The organism is Salinimicrobium sp. TH3, assembly GCF_026676115.1.
Lineage (GTDB): Bacteria > Bacteroidota > Bacteroidia > Flavobacteriales > Flavobacteriaceae > Salinimicrobium.
Genome location: NZ_JAPONB010000001.1, coordinates 142,316 through 161,588, shown reverse-complemented (window position 1 = coordinate 161,588; position 19,273 = coordinate 142,316). Strand labels below are relative to the sequence as shown.

General features: G+C 42.2%; 21 protein-coding genes. 7 read left to right on the top strand and 14 right to left on the bottom strand.

The window, feature by feature from the left end; genetic code table 11:
• Positions 1–140: 140 nt before the first annotated feature.
• Together OU683_RS00655 and OU683_RS00650 are read right to left on the bottom strand one after the other, a co-directional pair.
• A complete protein-coding gene (locus tag OU683_RS00655) occupies positions 141–914 on the bottom strand; it encodes an NAD(P)H-binding protein (RefSeq protein ID WP_268135040.1) in 774 nt (257 codons plus the stop codon).
• A 145-nt stretch (positions 915–1,059) separates the two neighbouring features.
• Complete coding sequence (locus OU683_RS00650) at positions 1,060–3,372, bottom strand: M20/M25/M40 family metallo-hydrolase (protein WP_268134131.1); 2,313 nt, start codon at positions 3,370–3,372, stop codon at positions 1,060–1,062.
• Positions 3,373–3,502: 130 nt separating this feature from the next.
• Here OU683_RS00650 and OU683_RS00645 point away from each other — a divergent pair, with 130 nt between their 5' ends.
• Positions 3,503–3,976 carry a CBS domain-containing protein gene (locus OU683_RS00645; RefSeq protein WP_268134129.1) on the top strand — a complete coding sequence of 158 codons (474 nt, stop codon included), beginning with the start codon at positions 3,503–3,505 and terminating at the stop codon, positions 3,974–3,976.
• 52 nt (positions 3,977–4,028) lie between these two features.
• Here the strand turns inward: OU683_RS00645 and OU683_RS00640 are convergent, their stop codons facing one another.
• From OU683_RS00640 to OU683_RS00620, 5 genes are all read right to left on the bottom strand, one after another.
• A complete protein-coding gene (locus OU683_RS00640) occupies positions 4,029–4,376 on the bottom strand; it encodes a hypothetical protein (RefSeq protein ID WP_268134127.1) in 348 nt (115 codons plus the stop codon).
• Between the two features lie 777 nt (positions 4,377–5,153).
• Positions 5,154–5,693, bottom strand: coding sequence for a GNAT family N-acetyltransferase (locus OU683_RS00635; RefSeq protein ID WP_268134125.1), 540 nt, complete (start codon positions 5,691–5,693; stop codon positions 5,154–5,156).
• 74 nt (positions 5,694–5,767) lie between these two features.
• The gene (locus OU683_RS00630; RefSeq protein ID WP_268134123.1) at positions 5,768–6,241 is read right to left on the bottom strand and encodes a hypothetical protein; all 474 of its coding nucleotides are present in this window, start codon (positions 6,239–6,241) and stop codon (positions 5,768–5,770) included.
• Positions 6,241–6,909 carry an ATP-binding cassette domain-containing protein gene (locus tag OU683_RS00625; RefSeq protein WP_268134121.1) on the bottom strand — a complete coding sequence of 223 codons (669 nt, stop codon included), beginning with the start codon at positions 6,907–6,909 and terminating at the stop codon, positions 6,241–6,243. Before OU683_RS00625 ends, OU683_RS00630 begins: the two co-directional genes overlap by 1 nt.
• 274 nt (positions 6,910–7,183) lie before the next feature.
• Positions 7,184–7,747, bottom strand: a complete 564-nt coding sequence (locus tag OU683_RS00620) for a hypothetical protein (RefSeq protein WP_268134119.1) — start codon at positions 7,745–7,747, stop codon at positions 7,184–7,186.
• Positions 7,748–7,930: 183 nt separating this feature from the next.
• Between OU683_RS00620 and OU683_RS00615 the strand changes: the two genes are divergently transcribed.
• Genes OU683_RS00615 through OU683_RS00605 form a run of 3 tightly spaced genes read left to right on the top strand, consistent with a single transcriptional unit; the run spans position 7,931 to position 9,008 of the window.
• Positions 7,931–8,263, top strand: a complete 333-nt coding sequence (locus tag OU683_RS00615; protein ID WP_268134117.1) for a single-stranded DNA-binding protein — start codon at positions 7,931–7,933, stop codon at positions 8,261–8,263.
• A 45-nt stretch (positions 8,264–8,308) separates the two neighbouring features.
• Positions 8,309–8,641: a single-stranded DNA-binding protein gene (locus OU683_RS00610; protein WP_268134115.1), complete on the top strand. Its 333-nt coding sequence runs from the start codon at positions 8,309–8,311 to the stop codon at positions 8,639–8,641.
• A gap of 28 nt (positions 8,642–8,669) precedes the next feature.
• Positions 8,670–9,008 carry a single-stranded DNA-binding protein gene (locus OU683_RS00605; RefSeq protein ID WP_268135038.1) on the top strand — a complete coding sequence of 113 codons (339 nt, stop codon included), beginning with the start codon at positions 8,670–8,672 and terminating at the stop codon, positions 9,006–9,008.
• A 319-nt stretch (positions 9,009–9,327) separates the two neighbouring features.
• Here the strand turns inward: OU683_RS00605 and OU683_RS00600 are convergent, their stop codons facing one another.
• The 5 genes from OU683_RS00600 to metG all read right to left on the bottom strand — a co-directional run bounded on the left by OU683_RS00600 (position 9,328) and on the right by metG (position 14,743).
• Entirely contained in the window at positions 9,328–9,822 is a 495-nt protein-coding gene (locus OU683_RS00600) for a hypothetical protein (protein ID WP_268134113.1), read from the bottom strand.
• 174 nt (positions 9,823–9,996) lie between these two features.
• Positions 9,997–10,872: a hypothetical protein gene (locus OU683_RS00595; RefSeq protein WP_268134111.1), complete on the bottom strand. Its 876-nt coding sequence runs from the start codon at positions 10,870–10,872 to the stop codon at positions 9,997–9,999.
• A 92-nt stretch (positions 10,873–10,964) separates the two neighbouring features.
• Positions 10,965–11,867: a histone deacetylase family protein gene (locus tag OU683_RS00590; protein WP_268134110.1), complete on the bottom strand. Its 903-nt coding sequence runs from the start codon at positions 11,865–11,867 to the stop codon at positions 10,965–10,967.
• A gap of 220 nt (positions 11,868–12,087) precedes the next feature.
• Positions 12,088–12,282, bottom strand: coding sequence for a GIY-YIG nuclease family protein (locus tag OU683_RS16570; protein ID WP_442800843.1), 195 nt, complete (start codon positions 12,280–12,282; stop codon positions 12,088–12,090).
• A 358-nt stretch (positions 12,283–12,640) separates the two neighbouring features.
• A complete protein-coding gene (gene metG / locus OU683_RS00580; protein WP_268134108.1) occupies positions 12,641–14,743 on the bottom strand; it encodes a methionine--tRNA ligase in 2,103 nt (700 codons plus the stop codon).
• A 112-nt stretch (positions 14,744–14,855) separates the two neighbouring features.
• Between metG and OU683_RS00575 the strand changes: the two genes are divergently transcribed.
• Together OU683_RS00575 and OU683_RS00570 are read left to right on the top strand one after the other, a co-directional pair.
• Entirely contained in the window at positions 14,856–15,437 is a 582-nt protein-coding gene (locus OU683_RS00575; protein WP_268134106.1) for a hypothetical protein, read from the top strand.
• An 85-nt stretch (positions 15,438–15,522) separates the two neighbouring features.
• Positions 15,523–15,882, top strand: a complete 360-nt coding sequence (locus tag OU683_RS00570; RefSeq protein WP_268134104.1) for a YraN family protein — start codon at positions 15,523–15,525, stop codon at positions 15,880–15,882.
• On the opposite strand, the gene OU683_RS00565 is transcribed toward OU683_RS00570, so the two are convergent.
• Both OU683_RS00565 and OU683_RS00560 read right to left on the bottom strand, forming a co-directional pair.
• Entirely contained in the window at positions 15,879–16,412 is a 534-nt protein-coding gene (locus tag OU683_RS00565) for a DUF421 domain-containing protein (protein WP_268134103.1), read from the bottom strand. The two genes, OU683_RS00570 and OU683_RS00565, sit on opposite strands and share 4 nt — an antisense overlap.
• A 20-nt stretch (positions 16,413–16,432) precedes the next feature.
• Positions 16,433–17,692, bottom strand: a complete 1,260-nt coding sequence (locus OU683_RS00560; RefSeq protein WP_268134101.1) for a DUF389 domain-containing protein — start codon at positions 17,690–17,692, stop codon at positions 16,433–16,435.
• Positions 17,693–17,904: 212 nt separating this feature from the next.
• Here OU683_RS00560 and OU683_RS00555 point away from each other — a divergent pair, with 212 nt between their 5' ends.
• Positions 17,905–19,164, top strand: a complete 1,260-nt coding sequence (locus OU683_RS00555; protein WP_268134099.1) for a cation:proton antiporter — start codon at positions 17,905–17,907, stop codon at positions 19,162–19,164.
• Positions 19,165–19,273: the final 109 nt, after the last annotated feature.

The following is a 19,273-nucleotide window of genomic DNA, read 5'->3' as shown; positions in this document are numbered from 1 at the left end:
CTATAAATTTATTAACTATATATTCAAGGATCATACCGCTTATGCCCCTGCGGAGTAATGTGGTTTAGTGGATTTAGGCCGTGGGAGGAATCACGGTGGGTTCAGGTTATAACAAGGGCAGTTTTATCTCTGTTTATTGATCAAATTCCTTCTGAAAACTTATACTGCAGCTCCCGCATCACTTTGGATGCTGAGATTATTTTTCCAACAGAAGGTTTAGAATGATCAAATTCCGGAATTTCCAGCCCCGCTTCCCGGGCTTTTTCGCCGTAATACTTCTCCCGTGGTGGATTTAGCGGAAAAACAGCGTTATATTCCTCTCCAAAAATGTCATTTTCGAGTACCTTTTTTATCACCTGCAGGCAATCTTTCAAATGAATAAGATTCACGGGCCCCAGTGGATTTGCGAGTCCACTTCTGCCGGCGAGATATTTCACCGGGTGCCTTCCCGCGCCAATAAGTCCGCCAAAGCGAATCACTGTGGTGTCAAAAACGGGATTTTGGGACAGTATTTTTTCTGCGGAAATGATCTCCCTGCCCGAAGCTGAAATTGCGTTAGGTTCATGATCTTCGGTATATATGGTAAAGCTTTCTGTTTCCTCATAAACTGAAATCGAGGAGATAAAAATAACCTTTTTGACCCCTGAAGTTTCTATTGCCCGCCCCAGCTTTGTAATAGCCCCCGAATAATCAGATTTCGGATCTTTGCGGAGTCCCGGCGGGAAATCTACCACCAGGACATCGGTCAAAGCCAGAAAACCTTCTATATCTCCTTTAATTCCTTCCGCAGCAACCTTCAGCTGAAATCCCTCAATTCCGGCATTTCTCAAAAGAGGCAGTTTATCTACAGAGGTGGTGGAGCCTTTAACCGAAAGACCTTCAGCAAGAAGCATTTTAGCCAGCGGTAGTCCCAGCCAGCCGGTTCCGAGAATTGATATTTTGTTTAAATGTATAATGTCTAAGGATTTAAATGAAATTCAAAATTCCAGGCACCAAATTCCAATATCGGGTTTAGCCATCTTGATTCTTGGTTCTGGTTTCTTGGTTCAAATTTAAAACTTACTCCAATTTAAACGTTCTTTTCACCACAATGGCGTCATTTAGTACAAAAGGTCTTGGGATCATATCATCTGCACGCGCAGGCACCTGTAACTGCATATTCTCATGCAGGTCATATGAAGCTTCCAAAAGAGTGATTTCGGGATGTATTCCTTCTTTCACACTAAGCTCCAACCGTAAAGTGTCTTTACTCACCGCGTAATATGCCAACAGGTTATCCCACCAGCGATTTTTATGTACATGCAGGTCACTGCTGCCAGGCCGCAAATCTCCCGCTTCTTTTGCATTGGCTTTAAAATAATTAAAATCAATTTCTTTGTCGGCAAAAAGTTCAATTCTGTTAATATCCCGGTTGGGCGCGATCTTTATGTTATATATATCCTCACCTTCGGGTTCAATGACAGCTTTTTGAACCGAAACATAGGGTTCTGGAAGCATAATTTGTGGCGCGACCGCCGTTTTACTAAAATTACTGCCATTCTTGCTGCCAAACCAGTGCTTTTGCTGTGCCTCTACAGCATTTTCAAAATATGGTGCAGTATAATCATCCAGTATTTCTTCATAGGTATTCCAGGTGGCAACGCCCGCATCTTTATCGGCCAGGTACACCAGACTGTTGGGACGGGGACGATCTTCATTAAAATCTGATTTAAAGTGTGCGATCACAAAAAGCACCATAAAAACAAGAAAACTCAGAAAACCTAATAACTGATTATTTCTGAAGGCTCCAAAAACCGGCCAAAGCAGTACGAACAATAGATTCACCAGGACCGCGGTAAGTACAAGCATGCCCAGGCCCAATGCCACCGGAAAAGAGACTATAAAGGGCATAAGGATAAATATCGCCGGCAGACTAAAAAATGCCACTATAGGCAGCTTCCATTTAGGGTCAAAAATCATGATCAACAGCTGGATGATGCCAAAAAACACCGGAATAATGAAATATGCGGCACCTTTAAGGTAAACTGCGGCCAAAAGAATTATCACCCACCACAAAAGGAGAGGTGCTACCAATAATTGACGGGAATTCTGCGGTTTTCTAAACTTGTGATAGACATAGAAACACACAGCGAGAGAAAGAAAAATGACTGCTCCAATATACCAGTAGCCGTTATAGGTAAAGCCGTGTTCCATTTCTTTGTACTGCGGGTAGAACCACAGTACCAATTCCCAAAAGAAATAGCCCAATAGCCCGGCCAGGAACAGCGACAGCAGCAAAGGCAAAAATCCTTTTACCATAGGTTTTACTTCCAGCCTCCGCTTCAGCATACCATAAATGATCACTCCAAGCAGCAAGGTAAATGAAAGGATGACCATGGGCATGATCCAACTGTAGGGATATTTTATAAAATTGAATCCCGGAAGATTAAAAAAGAGCACATCTTCTTCCGAAGAAAAATTATTCAACGGGACCGACGCCGAATAATTAAGTAAGGGCATAAGGTAACTCCCCTGGTGAGCCAGGGTTCGCAGATCCAGGTTTTCGGGAATATCTGTTGCAGTATGATAATCGAAATGATCGTCAATAAAAGCAAAGTTGAAACCATTGATATTTCCCTGCTCCCGCAATACCGTGAGATCTGTATCATTGGGCAACATTTTATACACGCTGTAAGCGAGGGAATTGGTAACCGGGAATTGCACCCCGGCTTCTGAAAAATGATTAATCAAAGTCCGGTTCCCGCTGTTGGTCTCAAGCAGCATAAAAGAATTCCCCCCGCTGCCACGAGACTCAAAATTGAGCGCCAGCCCCACTTCTTTGGCCCAGGGATGATCTTCAGTGAAAAGATCGGCGCCATTAAGACCTAACTCTTCGGCATCGGTAAAAAGCAGTATGATATCATTTTCAGGCACTTTTCCCGAAGCCCGGTAGGCACGAATCCCTTCAAGAATGGTTGCGACGCCACTGGCGGCATCACTTGCCCCGGGCGAAGAATGCATCGCACTGTCATAATGGGACATAAGAAGCAGCGCAGGACCGTCTCCCGTACCTTTAATTCGCGCCAGGATATTTTGCGCCCGCACAAGGGTGCCTTCCCTGTTGAGGGAGAAGCCTTCCTGCATTTCTATTAGCAGCCCCAGCTTCTCAAGTTCATTCACAATGTAATTGCGCGCTTTGGAATGGGCAGCACTACCCACATAATGCGGCTCCTGTGCCAAGGCCTCCACATGCTCAAAAGCCCGTGCAGTAGAAAATTGACCGGCCGGTACTTCTTTGCTCACATCCACCTGTGGCCTGGTGCCGGAAAAGCTCCAAATAACTCCTGAAATAATTATTAATAAGGCAATTCCTGCCAGAATTTGTTTCGACATAATTCAAATATATCTAAAACCATTTCAACAATTAAAGACTACCTCCCAAAAATCTTAAATTATTGCCAACAGACTTCAGGTTATTATATAAATTTTATATTTTAAGAACTAATTATCAAACACTTGTGCTATGGGTATTAAAAGTTTTCAGGGTAAAAGGGCTGAGCCCGAAAAGGCTGCAAGTGCTTCTGTTTGCGTTTCAGATTATATGTCTACAGATCTTGTGACCTTTAGGAAAGACCAAACCATTTTTGAAGTCATGGAACTCTTTTTAAAACATAAGATTTCCGGAGGTTGCGTGGTAGATGAAGATAACAAGCTGCTGGGTGTAATTTCTGAAGGGGATTGTATGAAACATATCTCCGACAGTCGCTATTACAACATGCCAATGGATAACAATCTGGTGGAAAAACGCATGACCTGTAACGTGATGACAATAGACGCCGATATGAACGTGCTGGACGCTGCAAAAAAATTCATTGAAAACAGGTTCAGGCGGTTTCCTATAGTTAAGAATGGGGAACTCGTAGGCCAGTTAAGCCAAAGTGACGTGTTGCGGGCAGCCTTAAATCTTAAAGGGCAGAGCTGGAACCCTGGTATTTAAAATATTTTTTACTGAAGCCTCTTTGGAATCTTAGATCCGGGAGGCTTTTAGCTTATATCCTTTTTACCAGCGCATAAAAGTTCCCATCCAGCGGCAGGTATCCCTGATCATAGACAAAGTAGTAGGTATTGCCGGTTTTTGTAGTATAGATGCTGGTGAAGTAATCGAAATTAAATCCTTTTGCGGCAAGCTTTGATTTTGGCAGTTTGATTTTCCCATCGGGATTTAGCTCCTCCAGGATACGATAATTTTTGCGCAACAGGTTATTGACGTTGCGCACCATATTTGTGCTGTCTTTGTTTAGATTATTGTTATAGGAATTACGGCAGTAATCACTGCAGAATTTTTTATCGGTTCTACCCACAATCTTTTCCCCACATTCAAGACAGCTTTTTTCCATATTATTAAAATTAGTGATTTTTAGATTAATCTGCTGACGTAGGTTAAAGTTGTAGGTTTTGTAGCTTTTTTGCCACGAATACACGAATTGTTTTTATATACTCAGATCTTCTCACTCAGACCTGTTACCCCTGTTCATTGTTAATTGGTAATTGTTAAATGAATTTTGGCCACGAATACACGAATTGTTTCTATATACTCAGATCTTCTCACATATAGTCAAAGGTCGCAAAGGATAACCTATGTCATTCCGACGATAGGAGGAATCTCTCTGGAAAACAAGAGATTCTTCGCTGCGCAAAAGCTTCGCCCTGAATGAAAAACATTTCCCCCCTGTCATTCCGACAAAGGAGGAATCTCTTTGAAAACGAGAGATTCTTCGCTGCGCAAAAGCTACGCTCTGAATGACAAACATTTCCCCCTGTCATTCCGATAACGGAGGAATCTCTCTAGAAAACGAGAGATTCTTCGCTACGCAAAAGCTGTGCTCGGAATGACAAACATTTCCTCCTGTCATTCCGACAAAGGAGGAATCTCATTAGAAAACGAGAGATTCTTCGCTCCGCAAAAGCTGCACTCTGAATGACAAACATTCCCCCCGTCATTCCGATAAAGGAGGAATCTCTTTGAAAACGAGAGATTCTTCGCTGCGCAAAAGCTACGCTCTGAATGACAAACATTTCCCTCTGTCATTCCGACAAAGGAGGAATCTCTCTAGAAAACGAGAGATTCCTCCCTTCGCAAAGGCTACGCTGTGGAGAAAAACATTTTCAAATTCTCAAATTTTCAAATCACTTTTAAGTTTCGCATAAACCGCCACACTAATAAACCTCCCGTTCTTGATCTCGGAATCTCTCATAATTCCTTCCTGCTTAAAATGTTGTTTTTCAAGAGCATTTTGGCTACTGATGTTTTCCGTCTCCACAAAGGCTTCTATTCGGTGAAGATCCAATTTTTGAAAAGCATGATCCAGCACCACCTCCATGGACTCCTGCACAAATCCCCTGCTCCAATACTTTGGAAGCAGCCAAAATCCAAGTTCGGCTTTTTTGTGCTCCCTACTCCGGTTGTTGAAACCAATTGCACCACAGAATTCATTATCTTCAGCCAGAGTGATTGCCCACCATATTCCTGTCTGCGATCTTTCAAGCTCTTCATACCACTCCAGCTGTTCCCGGGTAGCATCAAGCGTTTTATAATTTACTCCGTAATATTTAATTACTTCAGGATGGGAAAGTCCTTTATAGATATTTTCCAGATCGTCTCCTGTGATCTGGCGAAGGTTTAGTCGGGACGTGGTTAAATTAGGAAAATCCATTTTTACAATTAACAATGATCAATAGACAATTAGCAATTCTCATTTACTCACTACTCTATTCTCTATGCTCTATTCTAGCTCAATTTCTCCAGTTCCAGGTTCAGGTCGTACTGCAGGTCTTCATGCAGCTTTTCCATATTCTTTTTTACCAGCTCCAGCTGTCGGTCGTACATATTCTTGAGAATCTTATTTTTGTGAATTGAAGGTTTGAAATTATCCATTTTTTGAAGGAAATAGATCAATAATTCTAATTCAGTTTCTTTTTTCCCGGAATAGCGACTGTATTTTTTGATATTTTTGAGCAGCTTACGCATACCCTTTTTTGTGTAGTAGAAGTTGTTGCGATTGATCCCGGCAAATTCTTCATCCATTTCGGCTTTCACCTTTGCTTTGTATTCATCTTCATCACGGGCATCAAAGAGAAGATAGGTGAGCAGCTCCTTATTTTCCTTTTTGAACCGGGATAACCGCAGGACGATTTGCAGCAGCTCTTCCCTGTCCTGGAGTTTTAATTCGTCTCTTATCTCTTTAGCAGAAGCTGGTTTCATTAATTTCTTTCTTTTAAATATTCAAAGGTAGCCAGGTCTTTTTCATGCTCTACTTCAAACAAATTTCCATTCTTTAAAACAAAGCTACGGTTGGAGATTTCCAGCACATCACGGTAGTAATGATCAGTAATTACTAATCCTTTAGTAGTCCGTAGACCGAGGAGAAGTTCTTTTATTCTTTCAATATACTGCGGCTCCACCATAGAAAATGGTTCATCCAGCAGGAGGAAAGGGTGCGGCAGGTGGGAAAGTAACAGCACCTCCAGGTATTTTAACTGTCCGGCAGAGAGCTTTCCTGTCTTTTGACCTTCAAAAGCAGCAACCCCGGGAGCGTAAAAAATCCTGTCCTGCGCTTCCCCTTCCGGAAAAAACAGCGGAATGACATCCCGTACTTTCATTTCCTTAGGAAGAAAAGTATCCTGAGGTAAAATTCCGATTTTTTGCTGCGGAATAACGTCTGAAGCCTTCATCTTCACTCCATCAATATTCAAACTTATAGAACCCACTTTTAAGGTTCCCATCATTCCTCTAAGCAAAGAGGATTTGCCGGAACCATTCCTTCCAAAAAGGCCAATAATTTCTCCCGTTTCACAAGTCAGGGAAATATCCTTTAAAATATGCCTTTTTCCGAAGCTCTTATTCACTCCTGTTACCTCTAACCGATTCATATAAATAAGAAAAGTATTAGGAGGAAAGGCAAAATAAAGATAACGTTAAGGATCCAGACCCTTTTGATCAAATAGCTCCTGCTTAAGCCGAGGTTGAAATAAAGATAATATTCATTCTTCCTGAAATAATTGAATCCAAAAAAACCGATAAACATACCAAACGAAATAAAAATGAGCAGGCCGGTAATCACTCCAAAATAAATTGCGCTTATAACAGAAAAGACGAGATTGAAGAAATTAAAATCCCGGTAATACTTCCAGAAGGCTCTCAAATTCATGAAATATCTTCTATAGGAATTGTCGAGTTTTCACTCTCAAAGAATTGATCAAGACATTTGATGTCACCAAAGTCCTGTAGAGGTTCGATTTCTTCAGATTCGGGATTTGCCCTCCAGGCCCTGACTGTCTCCATCACATCTGTTTTACCTGTCCCTTTGACAAGGGCTACGATCTCACCTTCATGATAGTCTACATGATAACAGTAACCCACGGTTACGCGTTCATCGTTCCTCAGTTTTTTTACCAGAAGCGTATCTAATGCAAGGTAAGTTGTGTGCTTGATTTCCTGCTCATCCCGGCCTGCCACCTTGTAGAAGAGCACAAGGTAATCTCCATTCTTCCGAAGGTTCAACAGCCTGTAGGTATCTTCGGGGGTGCCCATGTATACTGAAGTATCAATCACCTTTTCGTAACCTGCCAACATCTTCAAATCCCTGTAGTCAATGAATTCCGTTTCAAAAGGAGAGCTTTCAACTACCACCTGTTCTTCAGCTTGTTGTTTTTCCCTGCAGGAAGAGAGCAGAGTAGAGATAAGGAGTAAAAGGATCAGCTTTTTCATGGCAGAAGGTCTATACATGTAATAATACGAAAAAATTAACTGCAAGCATAGCCATTTACAAATGCTTACAAACAGATCTAAACGAAAACAAATCAGTATCAACCGATTATCATTTGTTGGTGGTAGTAGGTTTGTCCTGTTGAAATGAACGAATGATTTTCAACTTATTTAATTCTTTATAACATGAATGCACTAAGAAACAAAGTACAGTTGATTGGGAATGTAGGCAACGCACCGGAGATCCTCAGCTTCGAATCGGGAAAGAAAATGGCAAGATTCTCCATCGCCACAAATGAAATCTATAAAAATGCCCAGGGCGAGAAAGTAACCGACACCCAATGGCACAATGTAGTTGCCTGGGGCAAGACTGCCGAACTTATCGAAAACTACGTGCCCAAAGGAAAAGAGATCGGTATTGAGGGAAAACTAACCAGCCGCAGCTATGAGGACAAAGAAGGTGTAACAAGACACGTAACCGAAGTACTGTGCAGCGAAGTCCTATTATTAGGGAAATAATTAAGAAACTGAGAATTATTAAAAACATTAAAAAAAACAGAAATCATGAATACATTAAGAAACAAAGTACAGTTGATTGGCCACGTAGGTAACGCACCAGAGATCTTAACTATGGAATCGGGTAAAAAACTTGCCAAGTTCTCCATCGCCACAAATGAAACCTACAAAAACAATAAGGGAGAAAAAATAACCGACACACAATGGCACAATGTAGTTGCCTGGGGCAAGACTGCCGAACTTATCGAAAACTACGTCCCCAAAGGTAAAGAGATTGGCGTGGAAGGAAAATTGACCAGCCGTAGCTATGAGGATAAAGATGGAGTAAAAAAGTATATCACCGAAGTTGTTTGCAATGAAGTACTGCTTCTCGGAAAATAAGGATATGTCAACCATAATTCACAACATTATGAACACCTTAAAAAACAATGTGCAACTCTCAGGCAACGTAGGAAAAGCTCCCGAGATCCTAACTCTTAGCACAGGAAAAAAACTTGCGAAATTCTCCATCGCCACCCGCGAAACCTATACAAATACAAAGGGAGAAAAAGTGACAGACACCCAATGGTACAATATTATTGCCTGGGGTAAAATGGCCGAAATGGTGGAAAAACAGGTTCCCAAAGGAAGGGAAATTGAGATCGAAGGAAAACTTAGCAGCCGCAGCTATGAAGATAAAAATGGCAACCGGAAATATATCACAGAGATCGTATGCCGGGAGTTGATTTTGCCGGAAAAAAAGGAATAAATATGACATTTTTGAAAATAAAAGCGTAGAAGATCTTGATCTTCTGCGCTTTTGGTATTTAATAAGAAATCTCCTGCGATAAAAGTAGCCAAACGAATCCAGAAACATCTGAAGTAGTTTATTAATGAATCGCAGAAAGAAAGGCGGCGAAGAAGAAAAAACTCTCTACAGCACACCAAAGGTAAATGCCGAAATTATTCCTACTCATATGAGTATAAGTTAAGGTATTACCATTCCATTTCTATTAAACATAGCCCTTAAACTGGCTGACTTACGGATATGCGGCAAATCTTAATATTTCTTCCCTTATCATTTATTGTTAAGTCTTCCCGTTTCTGAGATCCCTTAATCCCCGCCACCCCAGGATTGTTGCTGTCACGGCATATGCCAGGAAAAGGATTATTGTTGCATAATCAAGAATTTTCATAACAGGGTCTTCTTCAAAAGAATTGGTCTCCACATCATATTCCCCAGATCCCCAGTAGGTGATAATAAATAAGCTGCCTAAGGAAAGAATAAGCAATATAAGAGGCAGACTCAATTTCCAATTAGGGCGGTATTGGAGTAATATGGCTATTAGAAAAGGAAGCAGGAACAGCAAGTAAAGAAAAGCAGAGGCCAGGGAGAAAATAAATCCCACGTATAGGATATATAAGAACTGACTCTCTGCTATGGGTGACCACCCTAGCGACTCAAGAAAAGTCGCAGCAAATAGTAAAATGATAAGAAGGCCCGACCCTATGTATATTTTGTACAGGGCTTTAAATTTCTTAGCAGGGAACTGCTTTAAAATTGGCCTGACACCACTTTTCATTTTTCTTCCCTATAAAATAAATGACCTAATAAATTTAAGCAAACGCTATAGATTAATTCCTGATAATTATCAATATCAATGGTGCTAAATAATTTAAAACAAATTTTCCCTTCCCAGCCTGGAGGTAGTGGCGTGTGCATCAACTAAATTTCTGTATCCAGTTGTTTTAATAGATTATTCGGATTGATAATGTCCCTTTTTAAAGAAATCTCCTTTGCCGCCACTGGTATAAAAACCTATAATACCACAAACTGTAGCAGTAAGGGCGTAGAACAATTCTGCTGCCAACGAGATGCCGCTTCCCGGAACCAGTAATTTCAAAAGCCCTCCCAGGAATAAAAGAATAAGAGGAAAGGTGAGGCTAAGGTGTGACCTGCCATAGCGGAAAAGAAACAGAAGAAAATAAAAGTGATACAACAACCTGAAAACCCCAGCCCCCATTAGAAAGAGCTGAATGGTGAAGAGCATTTCAAAATCTAAAAAAGCATGAGCAGGCCACCAGTCCAAGCCAGGAAAATAAGAAACCAGCGAAAAAAATAGACCGGTCACTCCGCTGGCGATAAAGATGAAATAGAGGAATTTGGCTGTTTTTTCCATAGCTCTTACCTCTTTTTCAGAATGACCAGCGTGTTCTTTTTCCTGACCTTTTCTCATTTTCTGAATTCCATATATCCCGAAACCAAATCCGCTGATTATATAAAGCCCTGTCAAAATTCCCAGTAACATGTACTGACCACCAGCATCAAATATCCAAATCGTCAGAATCATAATTGCCAGAGCCGGAGGTATGCTGAGGCTTAAATCCTGTGGTTCTTTTCTAATGGATCTAACAAGGAAAGGCAGGGAAACAAGCAGGCGTAGAACTGAAAAAAGAAATAAAAATGAGAACGCTATTAACCAGATCTCCGGATAGGAAAATGGCCATAGATCCCAGCTGTAGAGCTGAGATTGAAGGTAGACGAGGAACAAAGCTGAGCTGCTCACCAAGTAGATGGTGTAGACAGTATGCCTCTTTCGCTGCTCTTTTCCTTTTTTTAGGGACGTTTTCATAACCTATACTACAGAAAGAGGGGCCCAGGTTGAAAGTAGTAAAAAGGAATGAAAAGAATCCTGAGTTATATCAATTTGCGACCTGTAGTGAATTAAAAATAGATCTCCTGCGCCAGCCGAAAGGTATTGGCATGAGCGTCAATTATATTTTTGATATGAGGGGAATAGCCACCGCCCATGCTTACCTCCACCGGAATATTAAGGTCGTGGCAGGTTTGCAGCACATATCGGTCACGCTCCTTACAGCCGGCCTCTGTGCAGCCGAGTTTCCCAAGTTTATCAGTCGAAAGGATATCGACACCACTTAAGTAAAAGATGAAATCAGGTTTTTGTTCTTCAATAAGTCGCGGCAAAGTTTCTTTGAGGATCTTGAGATATTCCTCATCCCCGGTGCCATTTTCCAGCTCAATATCGAGATCGGATTTTTCTTTTTTGAATGGGTAATTGTTCCTGCCATGCATTGAAAAAGTAAAAACTGAAGGATCATTCTGAAAAATCTCTGCTGTCCCGTTGCCCTGGTGTACATCGAGGTCCACAATGAGGATCTTTTCAGCGAGTTTGTTCTGCTGTAGCCACCGTGCCGCCACCGCCTGATCGTTGAACATGCAAAAGCCTTCCCCCTGATTGGTATAAGCGTGGTGTGTACCCCCGGCAATGTTCATGGCGATTCCGTTTTTCAGGGCAAATTCGGCAGCCTTAATAGTGCCTGAAGTAATAATGAATTCCCGCTCCACGAGCCGTTCGGACAATGGTAAACCAATCTTTCTAGCTTCCCTGTAGCTGAGCGTTTGATTTTTCAACCCTTCAACATAGTCCTTGTCATGAACGGCCAGAATATCGGCTTCATCGGGATATTCGGGTTCAAAAAAGTTCTCTCGCGAGCAGGTGCCCTCGTGCAATAATTGCTGTGGCACCAGCTCATACTTTTCCATTGGGAATCGATGACCTTCAGGTAAAGGCAGAACGTAAATGGGATGGAAAGCGATTTTGAGCATTTCTGTGTCAGATCGAGCTTAGACTACCGCTACCAATCGTCAGGTCGAGCGGAGTCGAGACCTAGGTTTAGTATCTTCATACAGACCTAAAAGTTGCCTTTTAATTATACTTGTTTTTAGAATGACTCTCATTTCTACATTCAGCCAGCAGCTTTAAGAGCATTTCATCATCATTGGCTAAAGCTCTCTTCTTCTGGGCGCTCCACCTTTTGATCTTCTTTTAAAACCATATTGCCTGATTCACATCATTAAATTCCTGATGAAAAATGACCTCTACGGGTCTCCTTTTGAACGTGAAACTGTTCTTGTTTACACCTGCATTATGCTCATCTAACCTTCTGGAAATATAATTTGTTACTCCTGTGTAGAGTAACTTATCAGAACATTCCAGGATATACACATAGTACAGTTTCATCTTTTCCATTTTAGTCCCTTTTTCACGAAAGACCCCTGGACTCTACTTCAGCTCCGCTCAGCACAGGCTTCTCGGGGAGACAATTGTTTTGTCAGGTCGAGCGGAGTCGAGACCTCAAACCTACGGCAACTACCTAACTGCTTCCTTTACCGCTAACTCCATTAAAAGACTCCGAAAAATCTCTTATGCAGAAACAAGATCCATTTTCACAAGCAACCCCTCGACTCCGCTCGGGGAGACATTTGAATACGACTCCGCTCGGGGAGACATTTGGATACGACACCGCTCGTGGATACAGTTTTCGGTCAACTCAAGTGCTTCGAACGCCACTCAGGTAGCCGGAGCCGAGATCTGATTATTAGGAAATCACCGTTCCCTCCTTCACCCCGTCTTCATCGGGATTAAGGAATACCAGTTTACCTGAAGCATTTTCGGTCATTAGGATCATCCCTTCACTTTCTACGCCGCGTAATTTCCGCGGAGCAAGGTTGATCAGCACCGTTACTTTTTTACCTATAATGTCTTCCGGTTTAAAGCTTTCGGCAATTCCTGAAACTATGGTTCGCACGTCAAGACCTGTGTCTACTTTTAATACGAGAAGCTTGTTGGCCTTCAGCATTTTCTCAGCTTCTACAATGGTTCCCACACGTAGATCAATTTTTGAAAAGTCCTCAAAAGTGGCAGTTTCTTTTTGCGGTTCTGCTTTTTTATTGTCGGCTATATTTGCCGCTTTCGTTGCTTCAAGTTTTTCCAATTGTTTCTGAATTTGTTCGTCTTCTATTTTAGAGAAAAGCAATTCTCCTTTTCCTATCTGGTGTCCGGCAGGCAGAAGTACTGATTCCTTATTAATCTGCTCCCATTGATTCTCTCTGTCATCTTCAACAATTGCTGCTTCGTTCGCTTCCGAAGAAGCTTTCCCGTAGTCCAGCATTCTCTTCAGTTTTTCGGCAGTGTAAGGCAAAAATGGCTCACTCAGGTTCGCCAGTGCAGTAGCTATCTGCAGGGCCACATACATAATTGTTTTTACTCTTTCCTCGTCAGTTTTGATAAGTTTCCAGGGCTCTTCATCGGCCAGGTATTTATTTCCAAGGCGGGCAACGTTCATTAGTTCTCCCTGTGCTTCTCTAAACCTATAACGTTCAATAGAACTGGCGATCACTGCAGGATAAGCCCTAAGTTCAGCCAGGGTTTGTTCATCAACTTCAGAAAACTCTCCCGGCTTAGGCACAACCCCGTCGTAGTACTTATTGGTAAGCACCACTACCCGATTAATAAAGTTTCCAAAAATGGCAACCAGCTCATTATTATTTCTCGCCTGGAAATCCTTCCACGTAAAGTCATTGTCCTTGGTTTCGGGTGCATTTGCCGTTAAGGCGTACCTCAACACATCCTGCTGCCCGGGAAATTCCTCCAGGTATTCATGCAGCCAGACCGCCCAATTCTTGGAAGTTGAAAGCTTGTTCCCCTCCAGGTTCAAAAACTCGTTTGCCGGAACATTTTCGGGAAGGATGTAACTTCCCTCTGCTTTAAGCATTGCCGGAAAGATCACACAATGAAAGACGATATTGTCTTTTCCAATGAAATGTACCAGCTTTGTATCCTCACTTTTCCAATAAGGCTCCCAATCCCTTCCGGTCTTCTCTGCCCATTCTTTGGTAGAAGAAATATACCCGATTGGCGCGTCAAACCACACGTAAAGCACTTTTCCTTCGCCACCCTCTACCGGCACAGGAATCCCCCAGTCTAAATCCCGGGTTACGGCACGAGGCCTTAACCCGTCATCGATCCAGGATTTTACCTGTCCGTAAACATTGGACTTCCAGTCTTTCTTATGACCTTCCAGGATCCATTCCCTAAGCCAGCCTTCGTATTGGTCGAGCGGTAAGAACCAGTGTCTGGTTTCCTTCAAAACAGGTTTTGAACCGGTAATGGCCGACTTCGGGTTAATAAGATCGGTCGCGTTATGGCTGGTCCCGCACTTCTCGCACTGGTCTCCATAGCTTTCTTCGTATCCGCACTTTGGGCAGGTCCCTACAACAAATCTATCGGCCAAAAACTGTTCAGCTTCAGGATCAAAAAGCTGTTGAGTGGTTTCTTCAGTAAACTTTCCGGCGTCGTAAAGTTTTTTAAAGAATTCTGAAGCAGTTTTATGATGAACTTCAGCAGATGTTCTTGAGTAATTATCAAAGGAAATTCCGAAGTCCTGGAAGCTCTTTTTTATGATCTTGTGATATTTGTCCACCACATCCTGGGGAGAAACGCCTTCTTTTTTTGCTTTTATAGTAATTGGCACCCCGTGCTCGTCACTTCCACATACGAAAGCCACCTCGCGCCCCTGCATCCTCATGAAGCGGGCATAGATGTCGGCAGGTACGTAAACGCCTGCTAAATGGCCAATATGTATAGGTCCGTTAGTGTACGGCAGGGCAGCCGTAATAGTATATCTTTTTGGTAATTCCATGGTCAAAATTAAAGGCTGTAAAGTTAAGCAAGTACAGGGGATTACAAGTTAAATTTTAGTAAAAGGCAGTGCAGGTGCGGCAAATGTTGTGCATTTTAGTAAAAAAATAAAAATGAAGAAACTCTTGATACTGGGGCTTATAATTTTAGCTTCAGGTTGTAAAAGCAAAAAATTAACGGCTAATTCTCCGGAAAAATTCCGTCTGGAAAATTTAGCCGAGGTCATAAATGAGAACAGTTTAGAAAAAATCTATCCCGATGCAGAAATTTCTGAAGGTGTTGACCTTTTTGAGGAGGGAACGATAGAGCGGGCATACAGCATACTATATCCAAACACAGATGATGAGCTGCTCATTATCTGGGAGGACAAAACAATGAATAAACCACACCAGATATATACAGAAAATGATGGCCGCTGGAGAACCTCTGAAGGAATTGAAGTGGGAACCAGTTATGAAGACCTGGTCAAAATTAATGAAGGAAGTATTGACTTCTACGGTTTTGGATGGGATTATAGCGGCGCAGTTGACTGGAAAGACGGCAAGATGAAAGATTCAAATGTCAGAGTATTTTTGGCACCGGTGGCTGCACCTCCAAAGAGTTTTTACGGTGATAAAATCATTGAAGCAGATCCCGAAGATATTATTAATCTGGATCTAAAGGTTAGAGCTATTATTTTACAGAAAGAGGATTAAATCCCTAAATTCAGAAAACTTGAGAGAAAATAACCTCTCAAAAAAGATTGAATAAAATTACATTTTCGAAGGGTGACAACAAATTATGGCACAACATAATGAACTTGGGAAACGTGGTGAGGAAATGGCCGTAGCCCATCTTCTTGCCACAGGTTATGAAATTGTGGCCCGTAATTTTATTTATCAAAAAGCTGAAATAGACATCATCGCTCAAAAAGATAATATCCTGGCGGTCGTAGAAGTTAAAACCCGCAGTACACCCGATTTTGGAGATCCGCAGGATTTTGTCAAGAAGAAACAGATCAAGCAGCTGGTAAAAGCTATCGATTACTTTGTAAATGAACACAAACTGGACGTCGAGGTACGTTTCGACATAGTGGCAATCATAAAGAACAAAGCCGGGACAAGGCTGGAGCACATTGAGGATGCCTTTCTACATTTTTAAAGCTCCGTTTCGTCCAGTAGATCTTGAAAAGTTGAAGATTTACCTTCCTTCGATTTTCCGATGACAGAAAGCTGGGCATCGATCTCAAGAATCACGGCGGCAACATCGTCCATACTACCAAAGCCTTTTTTTCTGACTGCACTAAGTACTTTACTTTCGTCCAATCTCTCTTTATGAAGGTTCTTTTCAATAAACTTTCCATCATAGAAAAGCAGGGTTGGTGAAGTATTGAAGATCTTCTTGAAGACCTTTGACTTTCCTTCAAAATAGGCGAAAATGAACTGTAAAACGGCAAGTAATATGAAGGCAGTCACGGCTTCGGAAATTGAAAGATCCTTAGTGGTAAGAGTACGGCCAAAAACAGCACCCACAGCCACGGCAATTACAAAATCAAAGGCACTCATGCTGGCAAGGGTCCTTTTACCCGAGACCCTTAAGATGAGAACTATGGCTAAATAAGCCGTAAACCCCACCACCACGATCCTTATTAGCGGCTGGACCCCGTTCCATAAAAATGTAGTATCATCCATGATTTGTTCCTGAATTCATTTTAGTCTTCTGCTATGTTTACCTGGTATACCTCATAAATATTGTCGTCCTGGTGTTTAATATTTTGTTTAAGGTGATCTATTATCCTTTTTTTCAGAACACTTTCCGGTAAAGAGGAATCCCTGGGAAGCACGGTCACATTATAGCTCACTGTTGGATTTCCCTTGATCCTGGTGTTGGTAAAGTTCACATCCTTCTCAATTACCTCAATAAATTCCAGTTCATTGAGCGCTTTATCGAGTTCTTCGGTAAGTTCGGTGTTCATACTGGCCTTGCGCAGAAACGGAGGCCGGCTGAACTGCCAGAACATCATTCCGGCAATTGCCAGCACTACGAATGAGCTGGTGAACCAGGTCATCTTGCTGCTTCCCTGCAAAAAACGGACTCCTTTGGGAGTGACTTTTCCGTAGAAATAGAAAACGAGGGTGGCAGCCAGGTGAATTCCCAACAGCTGCAGGACTACACGAAATACACTGCTGCTAATGATCTCCCAGTCCAGCAGATACAGACCCGCTCCAATTAGTCCTACCGGCGGCGCAAGCGAGGCAGCAACAAGTATTCCTACCGCCGCACCCGATACCAGGCTATCTCTTTCGGACTGCACAATATTTATTGCCCCTGCAAAACCTGAAATAAGAGGCAGTAAAATTGCCACTTTTGACACCTGACTTACTTCTACCATTAATGGGGTGAGGGTCTCCAGCGGAAAGATCACGGTCATGAGAAAACTTACCAGGATCCCGGTACCAATTGCCAGCCCATATCGGGCCAGACTACTTTTTAGAAGTGGCATTTTTCCGGCTGAAGTTGCCAGCGCGGCATTCATGGCAGGTCCCGCAAAGGGAGCGACTAGCATGGCTGCCACCAGCAAGAAAACAGTGGTAGTATAAAGCCCTATCCAAACAATTATCCCGGCCGCAATAGAGTATCCAATAAGACCTTTTATAGAACCTACACTTTGAATGCCTCCAAGGTAGATTTCCAGGGAACTTTTGGGCTGCACATCGGCCACCTGGTCAGGAGAATCTGAAGCCGGAGGATAAAGAGTGATCACTCCCCGCGGAATGAGGCTTATCTCGGGTTGTTCATATTTATCAAGGCGTTTAAGGAAGTTATTCACCTTCTGGTTGGGTAGAAAAAGTACAAAAACATCGTGTTGTTCTTCAGAAAGACAGATGGTGTTCTTGCCTTTAAAATCTGTTACCAGTCCCAGAATTTCTTTTTTATTGCCTTTTGGAATTTTAATAATTAATTGTCGCATTTATGCTATTTGTTTGAAAACAACCAGATTACTTTTAGAATCTGCCTACAGCACAAGATAAAAGAAAGCAACAAAAACAGCGATCACCTTAAGGGAACTTTAAGGCAGAAGCAGGAGCTAATCGGCAGCAAAAAAGAACTTTTATAAATTTCTTAAGAAAATAGAAGCTGTCACTAATTAACTTTAAGAAAACTCTTACAGAAATCCTCACTATGGACTTAATGCTCGTCGTTTTCTTTATTAGTTTTTTGATCATTCTTTCGGGCGCTTTCTTCAAGAAAATCCACAACATTTCTGTCACTGAACCTCTTCTTGCCCTTATTTTAGGAGTACTTGTTGGACCTGAGGTTCTTAACATCATAAAATCTTCAGATTCCGTTTCGGAATTCAAGGTACTCGAATACGCCTGTCAATTTACCATTGCAATGGCTTTAATGGCAACAGCATTGAGGCTGCCAACCCACATCTTCAGGAAAAATGCCGCCACACTGTCCAATCTGGTTATCTTCGGAATGATCTTCATGTGGGGTTTGAGTAGCGGAATAATATACTTTCTCCTTCCGAAGTTATCCGTTTTTGAATGTTTTTTGATCGGTGCAATTATTACACCTACAGATCCAGTCGTTGCCTCCACCCTGGTGACCGGAGAAAAGGCGGAGAAATATCTCCCGAAGAAGATCAGGAATACGCTTTCTTTTGAAGCAGGTGCGAATGACGGTTTTGCCTATCCAATAGTATTTTTGGCGCTCTACCTGTTGGGTGTAGAAGGTAGTGGGGATCTTTCTGAATGGTTCACCAAAGTCCTGCTCTACGAAAGTATTCTTTGTGCAATTCTCGCCTACGGAGTTGGATTTGCTTGCGGATTCCTGATGAAGAAAACTCACCAGGCAGGTTATCTGAACGCTAAAACCCTTCTGTCATTTTCCATAGCTGTGGCGCTCCTTCTCATGGGAGGATTTCACCTGCTTAAAATGAATCCGATCATTGCAGTATTTGTAGGGGGTTTCGCCTTCGCAAAGGATATTACAGCAAACGAAGATCTCAAGGAACAGAGAGTGCAGGAGACAATGGAACGAATTACTACCATTCCGGTGTTTTTTATTCTGGGACTTATGCTGCCCTGGCAGGAGTGGTATGGCATGGGCTGGACTTCGGTCTGGATCGTAATTCTTATCCTCTTCCTTAGAAGACTGCCGGCACTTTTACTCCTCATGCCGATAATGCCACAATTCCGGAAGAAAATATACAGCGTCCTCCTTATGGGTTGGTTCGGACCCATTGGAATTGCTGCGCTTTATTACGCAGTACTTTCTAAGGACAAGGCAAATCTTGAAGACGCCTGGATCATTCCCAGTCTTATCGTGGCTGCTTCCACTCTGGTCCATGGTTTGACCAGTGTTCCTTTAGAAAAATTGTATCACAATAGAATCAAAGGAACAAATGAAGGAGAAAACCTGGACAGCAGAACCTAAAAAAAAGACCTCACTGACCTTGGAGACCTGTGAGGTCTGTTCAAATCACCTCTCAAAAATGCTATTTTTGAGAGGTGTTATTTTTCCTCCATTAAATTTACCCCTTCGG